14 protein-coding genes and 1 pseudogene are annotated in these 18,265 nt (G+C 61.6%); 1 reads left to right on the top strand and 14 read right to left on the bottom strand.

Translation table 11 applies throughout. From position 1 onward, the window contains the following. Positions 1-4: 4 nt before the first annotated feature. The 14 genes and pseudogenes from FFS37_RS18240 to FFS37_RS18175 form a co-directional block, all read right to left on the bottom strand. Positions 5-1,522, bottom strand: a complete 1,518-nt coding sequence (locus FFS37_RS18240) for an FGGY-family carbohydrate kinase (protein ID WP_137932354.1) — start codon at positions 1,520-1,522, stop codon at positions 5-7. Further along, positions 1,515-2,357: a class I fructose-bisphosphate aldolase gene (locus tag FFS37_RS18235; protein WP_137932353.1), complete on the bottom strand. Its 843-nt coding sequence runs from the start codon at positions 2,355-2,357 to the stop codon at positions 1,515-1,517. Before FFS37_RS18235 ends, FFS37_RS18240 begins: the two co-directional genes overlap by 8 nt. After that, positions 2,348-4,078 (bottom strand): glycerol-3-phosphate dehydrogenase/oxidase, encoded by a 1,731-nt coding sequence (locus FFS37_RS18230; protein ID WP_137932352.1) that lies wholly within the window; start codon positions 4,076-4,078, stop codon positions 2,348-2,350. Before FFS37_RS18230 ends, FFS37_RS18235 begins: the two co-directional genes overlap by 10 nt. 59 nt (positions 4,079-4,137) lie before the next feature. After that, positions 4,138-5,133 carry an aldo/keto reductase gene (locus FFS37_RS18225; protein WP_137932351.1) on the bottom strand — a complete coding sequence of 332 codons (996 nt, stop codon included), beginning with the start codon at positions 5,131-5,133 and terminating at the stop codon, positions 4,138-4,140. Continuing rightward, on the bottom strand, positions 5,123-6,103 hold the full coding sequence (locus tag FFS37_RS18220) for a sugar-binding transcriptional regulator (protein ID WP_137932350.1): 981 nt from the start codon (positions 6,101-6,103) through the stop codon (positions 5,123-5,125). The genes FFS37_RS18225 and FFS37_RS18220 overlap by 11 nt, the downstream gene beginning before the upstream one ends. Positions 6,104-6,121: 18 nt before the next feature. Next, positions 6,122-7,117: an ABC transporter permease gene (locus FFS37_RS18215; protein ID WP_137932349.1), complete on the bottom strand. Its 996-nt coding sequence runs from the start codon at positions 7,115-7,117 to the stop codon at positions 6,122-6,124. Between the two features lie 14 nt (positions 7,118-7,131). Then, positions 7,132-8,652: a sugar ABC transporter ATP-binding protein gene (locus FFS37_RS18210; RefSeq protein WP_137932348.1), complete on the bottom strand. Its 1,521-nt coding sequence runs from the start codon at positions 8,650-8,652 to the stop codon at positions 7,132-7,134. Between the two features lie 70 nt (positions 8,653-8,722). Continuing rightward, positions 8,723-9,742 carry a substrate-binding domain-containing protein gene (locus FFS37_RS18205; RefSeq protein WP_137932347.1) on the bottom strand — a complete coding sequence of 340 codons (1,020 nt, stop codon included), beginning with the start codon at positions 9,740-9,742 and terminating at the stop codon, positions 8,723-8,725. 469 nt (positions 9,743-10,211) lie between these two features. Continuing rightward, the gene (locus tag FFS37_RS18200; RefSeq protein ID WP_137932346.1) at positions 10,212-11,681 is read right to left on the bottom strand and encodes a glycosyltransferase family protein; all 1,470 of its coding nucleotides are present in this window, start codon (positions 11,679-11,681) and stop codon (positions 10,212-10,214) included. 1 nt (position 11,682) lies between these two features. After that, a pseudogene (locus tag FFS37_RS18195) lies at positions 11,683-11,974 on the bottom strand (HlyD family type I secretion periplasmic adaptor subunit); the annotation flags it as partial. A gap of 211 nt (positions 11,975-12,185) precedes the next feature. Next, positions 12,186-13,322 carry an acyltransferase family protein gene (locus FFS37_RS18190; RefSeq protein ID WP_171026324.1) on the bottom strand — a complete coding sequence of 379 codons (1,137 nt, stop codon included), beginning with the start codon at positions 13,320-13,322 and terminating at the stop codon, positions 12,186-12,188. A 553-nt stretch (positions 13,323-13,875) separates the two neighbouring features. Continuing rightward, a complete protein-coding gene (locus FFS37_RS18185; protein WP_137932344.1) occupies positions 13,876-14,799 on the bottom strand; it encodes an MBL fold metallo-hydrolase in 924 nt (307 codons plus the stop codon). A gap of 55 nt (positions 14,800-14,854) precedes the next feature. Then, the gene (locus tag FFS37_RS18180) at positions 14,855-16,099 is read right to left on the bottom strand and encodes an iron-containing alcohol dehydrogenase (RefSeq protein WP_137932343.1); all 1,245 of its coding nucleotides are present in this window, start codon (positions 16,097-16,099) and stop codon (positions 14,855-14,857) included. Next, on the bottom strand, positions 16,099-17,589 hold the full coding sequence (locus FFS37_RS18175; protein ID WP_137932342.1) for an NAD-dependent succinate-semialdehyde dehydrogenase: 1,491 nt from the start codon (positions 17,587-17,589) through the stop codon (positions 16,099-16,101). Before FFS37_RS18175 ends, FFS37_RS18180 begins: the two co-directional genes overlap by 1 nt. Before the next feature lie 157 nt (positions 17,590-17,746). On the opposite strand from FFS37_RS18175, the gene FFS37_RS18170 reads away from it, so the two are divergent. Next, a complete protein-coding gene (locus FFS37_RS18170; protein WP_137932341.1) occupies positions 17,747-18,232 on the top strand; it encodes an acyl-CoA thioesterase in 486 nt (161 codons plus the stop codon). The last annotated feature ends 33 nt before the right edge of the window (positions 18,233-18,265 follow it).

Raw genomic sequence — 18,265 nt, 5'->3', positions numbered from 1 at the left:
TGGCTCATGCCTGCTTGGGCCCCGAAATCAGATCGTTCCACAGCGGGCGCATGGCATCGGCAATGGCATTGTAGAGGCGATAGCGCCTGTCGTAATGCGCGGTCATTGCCAGATCGGGTTGATAGACGGAGCGCGGGCGCGTCATTGCGGCGATGCCGGCCTCATAATCGGCAAACAATCCCGCAGCGACACCGGCTCCGATCGCCGCGCCCAGCGCCCCGGTCTCGCGCGCCTCGGGCACGGTGATCGGCACGCCGAGGCCATCGGCGAACATTTGCGGCCAGTGCGGACTGCGCGAGCCACCGCCCGACAGGACGGCGCGGTCAAAGGTCACGCCAGCCTTGGCCAGAACCTCGATATGCCGTCGGTGTTCGAACATGACGCCCTCGAAAAGCGCGCGCAGCAGGTGGCCTTCCCTGTGCCATCCGCCCAAACCATAGAAGCCGCCACGATAATCCGAACCGAGGCGGGAGCCATGGAGAAACGGATGGAAGATCGGATCGTCGGCCGACGGCGTGACATTGGCGATCTGCGCGTTGCAATGTCCGAACGGGTCGTCATGGTGGTGGCCGCGTTCGACAAGCTCACGTACATACCATTCGAGGTTTGCCGCCGAAGTGGCGCTGGATTCGATGTTGACGAAGCGGCCGGGTCCGAACCGCGCCACCATGAAGACGCCGGCATCGACCCCCGCCGTCTCGGAAAATACCTGGTTGATGGACCACGTTCCGGCGATGATGGACGCCTCGCCTGCCCCGACAACGCCGGCGCCCATCGCGCTCGACACCACGTCGAAGTAGCCGGCGATCACCGGCGTACCGGCTGCAAGACCTGTCTGAGCCGCGGCTTCGGCCGTTACAAAACCCGCTATGTCAGCCGGGTCGAGCAGGCTTGGCAGTTTTGCCCTGGCATCCTCGAGCCCATAGAGCGCCAGCAATCCGTCATCGTAGGTCGCCTCGGGCATTCGCACGAAGCCGGCCCCGGACATATCGGAAATGTCGCTCACCCGCTCTCCGGTCAACCGGAAGGTGATGAAGTCCTTGCACAGCATGACGGTGACCGCGGTGGCATACAGTCCTGGCTGATTGGCCTTCACCCAGGCAAGCAGGGTCGGCGTCTGCGATGGCCAGGGCTTCTGCAGGCAGATCGCGTGCAGCGCATCGCCTGCCCTGGCGTCCAGCAATGCTGCGAGGTCTGCGGCGCGCGTATCGAGCGATTGGATGCCCAGGAGGGGATTGCCGGTCGCGTCGACAAGATAGAGGCCGTTGCCATGGCCGGCACATCCGACGGCTGCGATCGCCGATGCATCAACCCCGGCCGTCGAAATGCAGCTGCGGATCGCCTCGCGCGCGTTGGCCCACAGCTCGTTCAGATCGCGTTCGACATGCCCGGGCCGCGGCGTATGCGAGCGGCCGTCGATCGCGTGCATGGCGATCTGTCGGCCGGCGAGGTCGAACAGGACGGCCTTGATGACTGTGTTGCCGGCGTCGAGGCCTAGCAGATAGCGCTGTCGATCAGCCACGATTGTAGATATCCCATGCTTCGTCGCCGCTGGCCCCATTGTGGATCAGGGCCATCAAGGCGCCAACGACGGCCTTCGGGTTTTGATGCTGGTAGATGTTGCGGCCATAGACCAGTCCCCTGGCGCCGGTGTTCAACAGCGCCGCCGACTTGTTCAGGACGACCTTCAGATCCTCCTTGCCGCCGCCGCGAACCAGCACCGGCACTCTGGCCGCCTCGACGACCCTGTGGAAATCGTCGGCATGCTCGGTCGGGTCGGCCTTGATGATGTCGGCGCCCATCTCCGATGCCAGCCGCACCAGCGTGACGATCTTCTCGGCGTCACCGTCGACCTGATAGCCGCCTCGCACATCGTTGGGCAGCATGACAAGCGGCTCGATCATCAACGGCATGCCATAACGATGGCAGGCAGCGCGCACGCGGCTGATATTCTCGACGCATTGGCGGAAGAGCTCGGGCTCATCGGGCAGCATGAAGAGATTGACCACCACGCATGCGGCATCCATTTCGAGCGCGCCGATGATCGGTTCGTCGGCATTCTGCAGCAAGGACCACATCACGCGATGGCGCTGGGAATTGTAAGGATTGCCCATGTCGATGCGCATCACAAGCGCCGGCTTGTCCCGCTCCGGACGCGCCTGCAGGAGGTCCGCCTGGCCATAAGCCATCTGGATCGCGTCCGGCCTGGCTCGGATCAGGGCATCGACGACATCAGGCATGTTTTCGAGACCCGCCAGAAAGCTCGGCTCGTTACAAACGCCGTGGTCCAGAGCCACGTCCAGGCATTTGCCGTTCGTGAACATGCGGTTCATGCGGGCCTTGGTGCTCAGGCGCATGCGGTACTCCTGTCTTGTGTGCGTTGGTCGAGCGTCTCGCCGGAGACGCCGTGATAGGTTTCGAGGTCGCCGATGAAGCTCTGCACTTCCTTGAGCCGACGCGTCGCGCTCCAGCCCTGCTCGTGCCCGAGAATGGTGGCGACCCGCTCGATCAGTTCCCTCGAAAGCTGCCCCCTGATCGCCAGCGACGTGCGCCGTTGCAGCAGATCCGACAAGCCGACAACGAACTCGCTCGAGATCAGGTAGGCAATCTCGGCGCCGGTGATTTCGGTGCGCTCATCAAGCCCGACATCGTCGGCCCGGCCGTGGCAAAATGCCATCACCGTGACGGCATTGGCTCCATATGCCGCGACCAGATGGTCGGCGCGCGATTGGTCGATGCCGAACCCTTTGACCAGTGCTTCGGCCGTATCAGCCCCATCGCCGATGAAACCTTCGCCGCCACCGATCGCCAGCGCCAGGGTTGAAGTCAGCCGTGGCTTGCCGAGTTCGGCCAGCACGGCGTCGGCGGTCTGTTCGGCAAAGGCGCGGAAGGTCGTCCACTTGCCGCCGATCATGCAGAATTGCGGAACGTCGCCGTCGAGCCGGTGCACGAAATGCCCTCGCGAGATGCGCCCGGTGAAGGCATGATCGCTCTTCGGCAGAGGCCGGATGCCGCTATAGCTGTACACGACTTGCGAGGCCTTGACGTCGATGTCGGGGAAGACCACGCGCAGCGAGCCCAGGATGTAGTCCAGTTCCTCGGGCTCGCAGCGAACGCGGTCGACCTGGCTCACGCGGATATCGGTCGACCCGGCGAGCACCTTGCCCAGATACGGGAAGACGATGCACACCCGGCCATCCTGGTTCTCGTAGAAAATCATGTGACCATTGAGCGCGCGATAGAGCGGCTCGCAGTCGAGGATCAGGTGAGATCCCTTGGTGCCTTCGACAAGGCGGCCCTCGGTGGGAACGCCAATGCCAAGCTGCGCGAGGGATTGATCGACCCATGCGCCGGTGGCATTGACCAGTGCCTTCGCCGTGACCTCCAGCTGCATGTCGGCGACGCCATCGCTAACGGTCAATCCCGCCCCTTCCCGAGACAGTTGCGCATAGTTCAACGCGACGCTTTGCGGGGCGAGGCGCGCGGTATCGAGGAGCAGCTCGACGCCGAGCCTTTCGGGGTGGCTTATCCATGCATCGTAATACGTGGCCGAATAGCGCAATTTCGGATCCAGACCGGGCCATTGGGCAAAGGTCTGCCGCGCGCCGCGAAACACGTGGCGAGGCAGGACCCGGCGATAGCGGGTGGTCCAGTCGTAAAGGGCAAGACCGGCCTTTACCGCCAGGGCTCCGCGATTTGACGGCGTTTCGGACAATCCCAGAAAATTTGCGGCTCCGTTCAGTAGGCCGGAGAATGTCGAGCGGATGGGGATCGTCGTCGGCAGTGGCTTCACCATGTGCGGTGCATTGGCCAACAGGGCGTCGCGCTCCGCCAGGGATTCCCGCACCAGGTCGAACTCGCCGTTTTCGAGATAGCGTAACCCGCCGTGGATCATGCGCGATGGCGCCGCGCTGCAGCCCGAGCAGAAGTCATTGCGTTCGATCAGCAGCACGCGCACGCCCTGGAGGGCCAACTCGCGGAACACGCCGATGCCGTTGATGCCCCCGCCAAGAACAATGACGTCGAACGCACCGTCGAGGCGGATTTTCCTGAGATTTTCGTCTCTTTGTTCGGGCATGGCTTCGCTGTTGACCACCTGAGGCGTGGCCGATCATTCGTCGGATTGTGCGTTCGATGTCAGGCGTCGAGATCAGTCAGGTTCTGTTTCGCCGCCTCGCTGATGCGTTTGATCTCGTCGTTTGAAAGCCGGATACGCCCGGCCCTGGCGTTTTCCTTCGCCTGCCGCGGATTGCGCGCACCGCACAGCGAGAAGGTGATCCCCGGCTGCTGCAACGTCCAGGCGATGACGATCTGAGCCTCGGTGGCGTCATGCGCTTGCGCGATCAGGCCAATGGCGCCCATGAGCCGGGCGACCTTTTCGCGATTGGACTTCGAGAAGCGCGGATTGTCCTTGCGCTGATCGTCTCCAGAGAACACCCGGTCCGGGCCGACCTTTCCGGACAGAAGTCCAAGACCGAGCGACGAATAGCTCAGGATTGAGACGCCATTGTCGATGCAATAGGGCGCCAGTTCGACCTCAAGGTCGCGCGCCACCATGCTGTATTCCTGCTGGATCGCGTCGATCTGGCCCGCGGCAAGGTAGGCCTTGACGTCGGCCGGAACGACATTGCTGGCGCCGATCGACCGGATCTTGCCCTGAGCCTTGAGCCGCTCCAGCGCCTCCATCGTTTCGGCGACGGGCGTCGTAGGATCCTGCCAGTGCGTGATGTAGTGGTCGATGTAATCCGTGCCGAGCCGCTTCAGGCTCTGCTCCACTTCATAGACGACGGAGTCGCGCCCGAGATAACGGTGCACCGGCTTGCCATCGTAGTCGAAAAAGAAGTTGCCCCTGGTCGTGTGCCAGACAAGTCCCAGCTTCGTCGCCAGAACGACCTTGTCGCGCCGTCCCTTGATGGCCTTGCCGACGATCTCTTCCGACAGGCCCTGACCATAGGCCGGCGCGGTGTCGATCAACGACACGCCCTCGTCGATGGAAGCGCGGATTGCGTCGATCGACTGGCTCTCGTCGGTTCCGCCCCACATCCACCCGCCGATCGCCCACGTGCCCAGTCCGACCGCGGACGCTTCGATGCCGGATCGGCCGATCTTCCGCGTCAAGGTTTCAAGCGACATTACGAATGCTCCCGGTATTGCCCAATACGGCATGGGCCGTGTCTTCGTCGACGACGAGCGATTTCAGATAGCCGCCGCTCAGTGCGGCGCGGATCGGCTGTACCTTTTCGACGCCGGAGGCGACGCCCATGACCGTGCGGCAACGCGAAAGGTCCGCTGGGTCCAGGGCAATCAGGCGCGAATTCGGCGGATAGTCGGCGATCGTCCCGTCCTCTCGGATAAGGTGGGCCAGGAACTCGCCGACAGCGCCACTCCTGGCCAGGATTTCACGATCTGGACCGGAGGTCGGAAGCAGGTCGAAGTAGCTCGACCCCGGCGTTTGGATCGAGCCGATGCCGACCAGCGCGATGGCAGCCTTGCGGGCAAGATCGAAGACCTCGCGTACCGAGGCCATGTCCATCAGGAGGTCGCGCTGCGTGGAGCTTTCGGCAAAGAGCGGCGCGTGCAGAAGGAGCGTCGAGCCGCCGAGCCGCTCGGCCAGACGCGTCGCGAGATGATTGACATCGGTGTAGAACTTGCCCTGAACCCCGCCGGTCAGCGGAACCACCGTCACGTCGAACGCACGCTCGGCCTCGATATTCTCGACCACGGCGCTCACCGCCTTGCCCCCGGTAATGGCAATGACATCGCCATCACGCAACGTTTCGAGCAACTGGTTCGCGGCGGCGCGACCGACCTGCTGCAGGGTGCTGTCGGGACTGCCGATCACCGTCGGCGTCACCAGCGCGCTCTGGAGCCCCGAGAACGCGACAAGCTTTTGCTCGATCTCCACCAGCAACTGGAACGGGCTTTCGATGGCGATCTTCAGCATGCCGAGCTTGCGCCCCTGCGCGATCAGCCGGTTCACCTTGGATGGCGACAGGTTGAGCGCGGCGGCGATGTCGTTCTGCTTCATGCCGTCTATGAAATGCAGCACCAGCACGGTGTGGATTTGCCGGATGGTCGAGAATTCTTCTTTGCCGTCAGCCATGGTTTTTTCGATCCCCGGTCAGCCGCGACGCTTGTTCAGATAGTGGTCGATCGTTACCGCGGTCAGCAGGATCGAGCCGCGGATAATGTCCTGCCAGTAGATGGAAACGTCCAGCAGGGCGAGCGAACTGGAAACCACGGAAAGCAGGATGGTCCCCAGGATTGCCCCGAGAATCGTGCCCGAACCGCCCTTGAGGCTTGCGCCGCCGATGACCGCGGCGGCGATCACGTTCAGTTCCATGCCGACGCCGAAGGTCGGCTGCGCCGAGCCGAACCGCGCCATGTAGATAATGCCCGCGACTCCGCTCAGCGCCGCGCAGAGCGTGGTGGTGAGGAAGATCACCTTGGTCGTGCGGATGCCTGAATAGGCCGCCGCCTTCTCGTTGCTGCCGGTGTAGAACACCTTGCGAAAGATCGTCGTGCGCCGAAGCATGAAGTCGAAGACCACGACGAACAGCACGAAAATGACGATCACCACCGGGATCGGTCCGATCGAACCCTGTCCGATGAACTTGAACTCCGGCGGCAACGTGTAGAGGCCGAGCGGGCGCCCGCCCGTGCCCAGCAGGCAAAGTCCACGCGCGATGACCATCACCGCCAGCGACACGATGAAATGATGCAGGCCCACCTTGGTGACGAAAAAGCCCATGATCGCGCCGATCGCCGTGCACGCCATGATGGCGACGAGGGAAGCCGTCCAGGGGTCCAGCCCGTTGAGGAAGAGCCAGCCGGCGATCACCATCGCCAGCGCGGTGACCGAGCCGACGGAAAGGTCGATGCCGCCCGAGATCAGCAGGATTGTCATGCCGACGACGACAATGCCTTCGACCGCGAAGGCCATCGCCATCGCCCGCATATTGTCCCAGGTGAGGAAGTAGGGTGACGCGAAGGACATCACGATGAACAGCACCGCGATGATCAGGATAAGGCCGGTCTCGCGCATCCTGAACAGGCGGCCAAGCGCGTTGCCGGTTGAACCCGCCTCGCCATTCACGGGGTTGCTTGTCGTTGCCATGGCTCCCTCGACACTCATGCCGCGCGCGGCCGTTCGTCCGCGATCGATGCCAGGTACATGATGTTCTCCTCCGTCATGTCGTCGCCGGTGACCTCGCCTGTTATCCGCCCCTCGCGCACAACCAGCACGCGGTCGCAGACGCCGATCAGTTCAGGCAGTTCCGATGAGATGATAATCACGCCGACGCCGCTGCGGGCGAGGTCGCGGACGATCCGGTGAATCTCGGCCTTCGCGCCGACATCGACGCCTCGGGTCGGCTCATCGAGAAAGATCACTTTCGGCGCCACTGACAGCATCTTGGCGATCGCCACTTTCTGCTGATTGCCGCCCGAGAGCGTGGAGACCGCATCGTTGACATGGCCACATTTGAGCGCCAGGCGGCGGCCCAATTCCTGTGCCTGCCGTGTTTCGCGGCCAGCGTTGATCAGCCCGGCGCGGGAAGCGACCCGTTCGACCGCGAGCGCTGAAATGTTCGAGGCGATCGACATGTCCAGGAACAGGCCGTCGCCCTTGCGATCCTCGGAGAGATAGACCATGCCGGCGTCGATGCTGTCGCCATAATGCGCCAGCGAGAGCGGCTTGCCGTGCAAGGCGACCGTGCCGGTCACCTCCCCTTCGAGGCGGCAGATGCCTTTGACGATTTCGCTGCGTCCCGCGCCGATCAATCCTCCGAGGCCGAGGATTTCGCCCTTCTTCAATTGAAAGGAGACGTCGCGGAAGCGCGTGGCTTCGCAGAGGTTGGAAACATCGAGGATGACCTCTTCCGACCTCTCGTCCGCGCGCTGCTTTTCCGGATAGAGCTTGTCGATGACGCGCCCGACCATCGCGGCGACGACCTGTTCGGGCGTCGTATCCCTGATGTCGTGCGTGGTGATGTAACGGCCGTCGCGCAAGACCGTCACGCGGTCGCAGTTGTCGAAGATTTCGGCCATGCGATGCGAGATGTAGATGATGGCGATGCCCCGGCTTGCCAGCCGGTGGATGATCTCGAACAGGATCTTGGCTTCGCGCTCGGTCAGCGCGGCGGTCGGCTCGTCGAAGATCAGGATGCGGCAGTCGAGCGTCAGCGCCTTGGCGATCTCGACCAGCTGCTGCTGGGAAATGGAAAGCGTGCGCACCAGGGCGGAAGCATTGATGTCACCGAGTTGCCGAAGGATGGCCGAGGCGCGTTTCCTGAGGTCCGCGTAATTCATCAGCAGGGCTTTGCTGGTGTTGGTCACGCCCATGAAGATGTTCTCGGCGACCGAGACATCCGGGCAGAGCGCGATTTCCTGATGCACGAAGCCGATGCCGAGCTTTTGCGCCTCGGTCGGCGACGCGATGGTCACGGGTTTCCCGTCGATGACGATGTCGCCACCGTCGGGAAGAAGGATACCGTCAATGACCTTCATCAGGGTCGATTTGCCGGCGCCGTTCTCGCCGGCGATCGCGTGGATTTCGCCCCGGCGCAGTTCCAGGTCGACACCTCGCAGCGCCCGGACCGGTCCGAACGACTTGCTGAGGTTCGATATCTTGAGGATGACGGGATGATCCATTGCATTCACGACAGCGTTGGAAGGACAGGCCCGCGCCATGAAGAGGCGCGGGGCCGAGAAAGTTGCAATCCTAACTCGGATCGCGACCTTCCATGTACTTGTTCAGGTCGAACGAGTCGGCGTTCTCCTTGGTGATGACGGCAAAGCCGTTGTCGGCAAAGGGTATCGCCATCGGGTTGAAGCCAGAGGTCTTGTAGTCGTTGAAAGGATCGATCAGGTCCGGATGCGCCGCCATGAAGGTTGCGACGAAACCGAGATAGCCCTGCATGCCCTGGTTGGGGCTGAGCGCCATATGGATGTTGCCGGCCTTGATCTGCTCGAGCGTCGCCGGCGTGATGTCGGCGTGCATGATCAGCACTTTGGCCTTGGCTTCCAGAACCGCGGCCACCGCGCCTTCAGCCGAGCCGGCCTCCGGAATCCACAGCGCCTTCAGGTTGGGATTTGCCTGCAGCATCGAGGCGACCGCCTTGTTGGCGACCGTGGCGTCCTGGTTCGAGGCCTGGCGGCCGACCAGCTTCATCTTCGGGTAGTTCTTGGCGAAATAATCGATCAGCGCGGTGACGCGAAGATCATGGTTGCTCTGGCCGGGATTCTCGAGAACCGCATATTCCGCGCTGTCGCCGACCTGCTTGACGATCTCCTCGGCGGCGAACTTGGCTTCCGCCAGATTGTCCGAGGTGATGTAGGAGACGCGCTTCGACTTCGGCGAGTCGGCGGCGAAGGTCACGACAGTGGTGCCGTTGGCGATCGCGGCGTTGATGGGCTCGATGAACGGATCGGCCTGCATCGGGTGCAGCAGCACGCCGGCCGGCTTCTTGATCAGGTCCTGTTCGAACGATGCGATCTGTTTGGTGATGTCATAGTCCGGGGTTCCGGAAAAAACCGTCTTGCAGCCCATAGCCTGGGCGGCCTGCTTGAAGCCCTGGTAGACCGGGACCCAATAGGGATGCGCCGAAACCATGACGTTCATGACGTAGGTCTCGCCTTCCTTGCACTGGAATTTGCTCTGGGCCGATGCGATGCCCGTGGACATGAGCGCAACAGCCATCGTGGCCGCGCTCAGCGCGCCGGCCAGTTTTACCCTTTTCATGTTTTCCTCCGCTTGAAGCCCATGGTGATAGAAGCCCATCACCTGCATTTGTGCAAGAAATTTCATCACATGAAATCCCTCGCAACACTGCATATGCGGCTTGCCAATGCTCGTCAAGGCACCCGGTGGAAAAATCAGCACATGAAATTTCGTGCAAGCCTGCAAGGAGCGCGGCACGGGACGTAAAATCCTGCCCAGCACTGGAGAAAGGCTAGAGCAATTCCAGGAAAAGTGCGTAGCGGTTTTCCGTTCGGAATTGCGTAAAAACAAAGGCTTAGAGCGGTTCGACGATTCTGTGAAACGCTGAACCGCTCTAGGCTCGGCTAGTCATATGGTGGCTGGAAGACCTCCGGCGCCGGGGATATCGTACCAGCGCCGGCACAGCTCCTCCCGGCGGACGGTTGGTTTCTCATAATATCCATCTGTTAGATCGGGAGTGGCTACCTCCTGGTGGCATCTTCGAGACGCATCAGTTGTGGCGCCGATACAACGTCCAGCCAGTGCCTGCGAGACCCCAGGCTGTTGCCGTGTCAGTCCGTTCGAATGTCAGGGTGCAACCCGGCGCCGCTTGGACGATTTGCTGCTGTTCATTGGTAGCCCGCTCCAGGATCAGCCAGGCTGGGGGTGCGAAGCACATTTTGTCCACGGGCACCAACGTTGCCTGGCGGTCGAGACGGTCGGTGAAATAATCGACGACCATCCCAGTTCGAAGATCATGGCTTGTCGCGTAGGAGGAATCGTCGCCCAGCGCGACCTGGTCGACGATCTTTGAATAGGACCCACGCCCATATTTGTAGAATTCAATCAGCGAGCCTGTGTTGCCGATCAGAATTGCCGCCAGGACGGCAACGGATAGCGCGATACCTCTTCTCCCTGCGTAGAGGCCGCGCCCCAACAGCTGGCCAACGAGAAGCAACAACAGCGTTCCGCTGACCAGAAAGTAGCGCGGAAACTCCACATTCGGCACATGCGCCACCGCGATCAGCAGGGGCAGCCCGCAGATCCCTATGACGTAGAGGCTGGACCGTGGGTCGCGCCACACTCCGGCAGAAACAAGGACCAGACCGCAAGCCGAGACTATGCAGGCCCAATCGCTTATCCCCCAAGGCAGGCCCAACAGATAGCGGATCATACCGCCATATCCTTGGGCGAAGGTCTGGAACGTAAACGGGGAAACGCCGCCGATCTGGAACCCGAACAATACACCGCCAAGGAGCACGCAAGCTGCAAGCGGAAGAACGGCCAAAAAGGCCGGCGCGAAAATCAGGCCGACCTCGTGATTGGTGGCGGCGAGGCTGCCCGTACGTGACCAGACACGCCAAGAAGCCCAGGCAACAAGGATCGCCACCGTTTCTGCCATGGTGAGATGGGACAGGAAGCCAAGCAGGACCATCGCCGCAAAGGCGATGGCGGAACCGCGGTCTTGCAGTCGGCGTTCCAGAAACAGGATGGAGAGCAGCGTGAACAGCACGAGACCAGCATAGCCTCTCGCCTCGGAGCCGTAGTGGACCATCGGGTAGCTGGTCGCAAACAACACACTGGTAACGATGGCGGTGCGCCGTCCGCGTGAAGCCGCCACCAGGCCGGCGGCAACGACGGTCCCAACGCCCAATGCCACCGACAGGCCACGTTGAAGCAGTGACGATGCGTCAGGGCCGACCAGATAGAGATAGACCGAATTGAGGAAATGATTGTTGTCGTGATTTATCCGCCAAAATATCTGATCGACCGAGGTCAGCGGCTCAAGCAGCGCAAAGGTCCATATCTCATCAAGCCAGAGATCCCCCCGCGCGCCAAAAAGACGAAGGGCCAAGCCTGCTGTCGCGATCACCAGCATTGCCAGCAATGGCCCGATCGACCATCGCTGGATGGCACCGGAAGAAGAGCCCTGGGCAGCCACCGAACCGCCTGGAATTGAAGCTTGCCCAAAGGCCTCCATGTCACTCCTCACGGAACGCCCGCGCTATCTGATCGGCCAGTGGTTTTACCAGGTAGGACAGCATGGTCCGGCTGCCGGTGGAGAAGAACGCCTCGACGGGCATGCCCGGCGCCAGGGTAAGGCCTTTCAACTTCTTCAGTTCCGAGCGGCAGGCTGACGCGAACCGTGTAGAAGCCCGCGCCGCTGCGCTCGTCGACACTGAGATCAGCTGCGATCTCTTCGACAACCCCGTTCAGTTCCGGCGTCACACGCTGATTGAAGGCCGAGAGCTTCAGGGCCACCTCCTGCCCCATGGAGTCGAAAGCCGCCAGGGCCGTAAAGCCATCCTGTGTTTCATTGCCAAAGAGTTCAGAGGCTCCATCGACAATCGAATTGCCGTTTGCATCCCGCACCACCGACGGGCTTGGTTTTTCCGGCAACGCCACGCCCGCGCCGCCGCAATGAACTGAACCGGTTACGCCAGAACCCCACCGGCGATTGCCTCGGGGAAACCCAGCCTGCCCATCACGATACCGGCGCCCGCTCCGCCCTTCGAAAGGCCGTCAACCTTGGAGCCAAAGGCCAGAGGTAAACGGCCGATAGTCTCTTCGTCTCGGCAATCATTATGCAAACGAGTGCCGTAGCCAATACGATCGGAACAAAAGACGATACATCCAGAAATCCGAACACCGCGGCGAAATGGGCCAGGATGATTATTATAGTCTGGTGGACAATATAATACGTCAGTATCGACTTGTTCAGATGCGCGACGACCCGGTTGGGCCGCGTGGCGATCCGTCTTGCGAACGCCAGCAATGCAATGATCGCGCACCACTGGAATATCGATCTGACGACACGCATCACCGCGACAAGCGCATCTGGCCACTGCTCGCGCGGAATGGCGACCACGACTGTCGCCAGGGCAAGGAACGAGAGGACTGCAAGGGCGCAGCTCATCCATCTTTGCCGGTCGATCTCGCGCCAGAAACTCTGTTCGTTCATCAGGAGGGAGCCCGCCATGAACATCGAGAAATAAAGGATGTGCGCATAGGGGTCGTTCGTGATGACCAAGGTTTCCCCAACGATCGGGTAGAGCCACAGCCTGAGGATCGAAAGGTATACTATCGGAGCCACGAACAGGTTTGCGCCTTTGAGGAAAGACGCGAAAGCGCCGGATAGTCCTGGCCAGTGCCTCGCAAGCCGTGGCCATACGAGTGACCACACGAAGATATAAATCCAGAGATAGGCCAGAAACCACATGTGCTCCAGACGAAGGCCGGAGATCACGTAAGCCTTCCAGAATTCCCAGTACGACAATTCGGGGAGAGGGTTGAACTGGGATAGATATATTTGCGGAGGCACGATCAGGAGAACACCCACAAACAAAGGCAGCAGCAGTTGCCGTGTCCGCGACCTCCGGATTTCGCCAACGGATTTTCTGTCGAGAAGTGACGACGTTACCAGACCCGACAAGAAAAAAAGCAGGCTCATCCGCCACGGATGAGATCCGACCGCAATCAGATCGATCAGCCGGATATCTTCTTCAGAATTCAAGAGCCAGGTCTTCGTGCCGTACAGCAGGCTCGTGTGGTAGATTATCAGCGTGCCGAAGCTCAGCACACGCAACAGGTCGATGTCGTGCCGCCGTTCACGCTGTTCCACAATAAACCCTGTAACCCGCACACCTCAATGGCACTATACAATCACAAGACGGTTTCGACCTGCTTAACGCAGTCGAATCGATTGAAGTGATCGCAAAATTTCTAGTGTATTTTGATTGCCGGGCTGTGTATTAGCGATGATTAATATCGACCAGTCTCAGAAAATTAGGCGCTTGCCAGACGCAAGCCTGGGGCTTGGTGAATGCTGGCTGTCGCCGCGTCAAATCTTGGGCGCACCGTCGGGAAGAAGGCTTTCTCGTCCAGGAGTGGGTCAGACGCCCGGCGATTTCGACCTCGACTGCTCGAAGACGAGAGCCGCATCGCAGATGCGCCTCCGCGCTTGCGCTCCCTGGGCGCAACGGGTTTACCCCGGCCGTGGAGAGGCCGACAGCCGGCTATTCTGCCGGCTCCGTTGAGGAAACGTAAGCTCTCGAACCCCCCGGGGCCGACATTCATTGCCGAGAAAGTTCGGCCACAAAGCGCTCCGTTGACCCTTGAGCGGACAGGCTTTCACGCATCCGAGTTGCGTCCGCCGGAGCGGAGCGAGCCACGGACTATCCTTCCTGACCGCTGGGATATAGCCGTGGATTCATGGTCTGGGGATGGAAGCGATATGTCCCGTCCGGCCGCCGGACCATGTCCCCAAGGCCGGGGTAGGGAAAATGATAGCCATGGAACCGGATACCCTCGTCGACAGCTTTGGCGAAAATGGCTGACTTGGCCGCCGCCCCCATTTCGGGATCGCTGTCGTAGTCCATGTGGAAGAACCATTCCGGATGGGCGGGATCGTAGATCTGGTGATGTGCGACATCGCCGGTGAAGACCACCTTCTCGCCCCTGCTTTCGAAAATGTAGGCGCATTGGCCGCTGCTGTGACCGGCGACACTGAAGGCGACGATGCCGGGCAGCACTTCCTTGCCCGGCGTCACGAAATGCAGCCGCTGCCGGTAAGGCGCCACGGCGGCCAGCGTTCCTTCCGACCACGGCGCTTTGAAATCGTTGCGCGTCAGGTTGGCTTCGTTGGCCCATTCGTTCCAATCGGTCCGCGTCACGTAAAGATCGGCGTTCGCAAAGGTCGCGGACCCGTCCGGATTGATCAACCCGAAAGAGTGGTCCGGATGCAGATGGGTCATCAGCACGACATCGATTTCCTCGGGCTCGATGCCGGACGCACGCATGTTTTCCAGCATGCGCCCCATCGTGTTCCCGAACATGGTGGACGTCCTGCCCATTCCCGTGTCGACCAGGATCAGTTTCTCGCCGGTATTGACGACCACCGGGTTGAGATCCATCGGAATATGGTCCGAAGGCAGGTGCCAGTCATGCTGCAGACGGCCCATCTCCTGTGGATCGGCATTGGGGAAAATACCCTCATATCCATGGTGGATGTAGCCGTCCCAGACCACCGTGCATTCGAAGTCACCGAGATAGAACCGGAACCAGCCGGCATTCTGACTCTTGCGAAACGGCGCCGCCATAAAACCTCCCAACGTTCGTCCTTGCGTGTCGTTCAACTGGCGCCCCGGTGCGAAATCAGGGCCTCTCCCACCAGCTTCGATCGTCATTGTAGCCGCGCGCCAGAAGTGCGGCGACCGCGTCCTCGCTCATAGGTCCGGGGTTGTTCACAACCAGGCGGGACGCCAGCATGGATTGTCTCGCGACTTGCTGGAAATGCTCGGGCCGCAGGCCGATATCCCTGAGGTTGAGCGGTGTGCCTACCGTTGCCAGCAACGCCTCGATGCGGACAATTCCGTTGCGCGCCTGTTCGAGCAACGGCTCTGATCCATCCGCCGCTTTGAGGATGCGCGCCATCTCCGCGAACTCCGGCACACAATAGGGCAGGTTGAAGCGCATCACATAAGGCAGCAGCGCGCCAACGCCGAAGCCATGCGAGGCATGGCTGACGGCGGCGATCGGGCTTTGGATCGCATGTGCGGCGGCCGTGCCGGTGGTGTTGATCGCCATGCCAGCGCAATAGGCCGCGAACATGACGTCGGAACGCGCCGCGAGGTCGCCCGGATCGGCCACGACGCGTGCCAGCCCGGTGTTCATGAGGGCCAGTCCCTGCGCGCAGAACATGTCGGTGATCCGGTTCTTGCCGACATATATTTTCGTGGCGATCTCTTCCGCCGACGGGTTCTTCGGCCGGGCGGTGAACGCCTCGACGAGATGGGACAAAGCATCCGCCGCGGTCGCGGCCGTCAGCCCTGGAGGACACGAAATCGTAAGCTCGGGATCAATGATGGCGGCATGTGGCTCGATGTGGGCATCGGCGATAGCCATCTTCATGTTCTTCTCGTCGTCGAAGATGACGGCGATGCTCGTCACTTCGGCGCCCGTGCCCCCCGTCGTCGGCACGGTGACGATCGGCAGCGCCGGACCTGGAACCTTGAACTCGCCGTAATAGTCGCGCACGTCGCCGCCATTGGCGAGCACCACCGCGACCGCTTTCGCGAGATCCATGCAGCTGCCGCCGCCAATGCCGACGACCGCATCGATGCCCGTGCCGGCGAAGCGCCCGGTCGCCTCGACTATGTTGGCGCGCGGCAGGTCAGGCAGTGCGCGGTCGTAGAGCGAAACCTTGACGCCGGCGGCTTCGATCGAGGCGACCATTTCTTTCAGTTGCGGCGTGGTCGCCATGCGCTCGTCGGTGACAACAAGGGCATGCCGGGCAACCGCCTTGACCGTATAGGGCAGTTGCCGGCGCTGACCGGGCCCGAACAGCACCATCTTGGGCTGCCGCGCAAAGCCGAGACCGAGCCGATTTTCCAATGCCATCAGAACCTCTCCGTCGGCTCGCCAACGGTAACGGCCATATATTTCTTTTCGAGAAACTCATAGATGCCGTCGTGTCCGGCCTCCCGGCCGAGCCCGGACGCCTTGGTGCCGCCGAAGGGCGCCGCGGGATCCGCCATGATGCCGCGATTGATGCCAACCATTCCAAACTCGAGCTGCTCGCCAAAGGCAACGGCCCGGGTCAGATCCTGCGTGAAGACGTAGGACGCCAGCCCGAACCGTGAATCGTTGGCGAACGCCAGTGCTTCGGCCACACTGTCCACCGCGAAGATGGTGGCCACCGGCGCGAACAATTCTTGATTGCACATCACGTCGCTGCGCTGCCCGAAGCGGACCACGGTAGGCTCGAAGAAATAACCGGGCCCGTCGATGGCCTTGCCGCCGGCCAGCACCTCGCCACCTCCCCTGACCAGATCGGCAATCGTTGCCTGCAGCCGGTCGCGTTGTCGAGCCGATATCATCGGCCCGACATCGACGACATCGAGCCCGTTGCCGACCTTGAGTCCCCTGACCATTTCCACGAACTTCGCGGTGAATTCCTTCTCGACGGCGCGGTGGACGATGATGCGGTTCGCCGCCACGCAAGCCTGGCCGGCGTTGCGATATTTGCAGATGACCGCCTGAGCCACCGCGAGGTCCACATCGGCATCATCGAGAACGACGAAGGGGCCGTCGCCCCCAAGCTCAAGAGAACAGTTCAAGATGTTCTCGGCGCCCTGTCGCAACAGAACGCTGCCGACACGCGTGGACCCCGTGAAGCTCACCTTGCGCAGCCGGCTGTCGGCCATCAGCGTTTCCGAAATCGCCGACGATGTCGAGGTGTGAAGCAGGTTCACCACGCCTTTGGGAAAGCCGGCATCATGAAGCACCTGAACGAACAAGGCGTTCGTCAACGGTGTCTCCTGTGCGGATTTCGCCACGATGGTACAGCCGGCCGCCAGGGCCGCTCCCGCCTTTCTGACGATCATCAGCAAGGGGAAATTCCAGGGCGTGATCAGCAGGCTGGGCCCGACCGGCTGGTGCGAGACGACAATCCTGAACCCCCCGTTCGAGCTGTCCGCATAGGTACCGTGCACATGGGCCACCTGCTCGGCGAACCAGAGCAGGAAGTCGACAGACAGGTTGAATTCGGCGCGCGATTCGGTCAGCGGCTTGCCGCTTTCGAGCGTCATGGCCAGCACGATGTCGGCTTCCCGGGCGAGCATCAGCCGATGCGCCGCATGAAGCAGGTTCGCACGCGCCCGGGGCGCCATCTTGCGCCACGATGGCTGCGCCGCGACGGCGGCATCGAGCGCGGCCGTGGCATCGTCGGCTGTCGCGTCGGCGACTTCCCACAGGACCGATCCGTCGGCGGGGTTGTGGACCGCGAAGGTCTCACTACCGGATCGCCATTCGCCATCGATGTAGAGCTCGGGCGACACCATCGGAGCTGGCGTGCGGGTGGCAACGAGCCTCGAAGACTGTTCGTTCATGGGGGCCTCTCCTGCCGTTCGCGACCAGGTCATTTTCACATAATCTAATACCGTATTACGATCATACTGAATGTTTATCTGACTCGCAAGTGCCGGCTCGGGCCGCGACGGCACGCATCCGCGGACCTTTTCGAAGGCGGAGAGGCAGGAACGCCGATTGCGAACGGCGATGCGGCAGGGCAAGCTGGCGGCCGCTCATGGAAGCGGGTGGGAAGCGATGCGCTCGGAACTGCCGAACCTGACGACATTTGCCTGGCGGTCGGTTCACGACATCCGGTTTTCCGACCTAGACCCGATGGGACATGTCAACAATGCGGCGTACATGTCGATCATGGAAGAAAGCCGCACGCGGCTCCTCGTCGAAACGGCGGGGAAAGCCGGGGCATCAACCGGGTTCACAATGGCTCATCTCGATATCGATTTTGTCCGCGAAATCGGCTGGCCCGCCCAGGTCACGGCGGCGGTTGGGGTAGAAAAGGTCGGCAACAGCTCGATCCACATCCTGCAGGCAGTGTTCCTTGGCGAGTCTTGCGCCGCACACAGCCGCACCGTCATAGTCTCGTTCGATCTCGAACGGAGACAACCCATCGCCATCAAACGCGAGATGAGGGAACTGCTGGCCGCCTATGCCATACAATCATGAAGGGCAGACTTGGCGACCGTCTTACGCCGCGGC

Source organism: Mesorhizobium comanense (genome assembly GCF_005503535.1).
GTDB lineage: Bacteria > Pseudomonadota > Alphaproteobacteria > Rhizobiales > Rhizobiaceae > Mesorhizobium > Mesorhizobium comanense.
The sequence above is the reverse complement of the archived record's forward strand: the minus strand, read 5'-3'. Positions and strand labels throughout refer to the sequence as shown.

Coding starts and splice junctions, on each gene's coding strand:
- FFS37_RS18235 (WP_137932353.1), bottom strand. CDS start 2,357: ATGCGCCTGAGCACCAAGGCCCGCATGAACCGCATGTTCACGAACGGC.
- FFS37_RS18230 (WP_137932352.1), bottom strand. CDS start 4,078: ATGCCCGAACAAAGAGACGAAAATCTCAGGAAAATCCGCCTCGACGGT.
- FFS37_RS18225 (WP_137932351.1), bottom strand. CDS start 5,133: ATGTCGCTTGAAACCTTGACGCGGAAGATCGGCCGATCCGGCATCGAA.
- FFS37_RS18220 (WP_137932350.1), bottom strand. CDS start 6,103: ATGGCTGACGGCAAAGAAGAATTCTCGACCATCCGGCAAATCCACACC.
- FFS37_RS18215 (WP_137932349.1), bottom strand. CDS start 7,117: ATGGCAACGACAAGCAACCCCGTGAATGGCGAGGCGGGTTCAACCGGC.
- FFS37_RS18210 (WP_137932348.1), bottom strand. CDS start 8,652: ATGGATCATCCCGTCATCCTCAAGATATCGAACCTCAGCAAGTCGTTC.
- FFS37_RS18205 (WP_137932347.1), bottom strand. CDS start 9,742: ATGAAAAGGGTAAAACTGGCCGGCGCGCTGAGCGCGGCCACGATGGCT.
- FFS37_RS18200 (WP_137932346.1), bottom strand. CDS start 11,681: ATGGAGGCCTTTGGGCAAGCTTCAATTCCAGGCGGTTCGGTGGCTGCC.
- FFS37_RS18185 (WP_137932344.1), bottom strand. CDS start 14,799: ATGGCGGCGCCGTTTCGCAAGAGTCAGAATGCCGGCTGGTTCCGGTTC.
- FFS37_RS18180 (WP_137932343.1), bottom strand. CDS start 16,099: ATGGCATTGGAAAATCGGCTCGGTCTCGGCTTTGCGCGGCAGCCCAAG.
- FFS37_RS18175 (WP_137932342.1), bottom strand. CDS start 17,589: ATGAACGAACAGTCTTCGAGGCTCGTTGCCACCCGCACGCCAGCTCCG.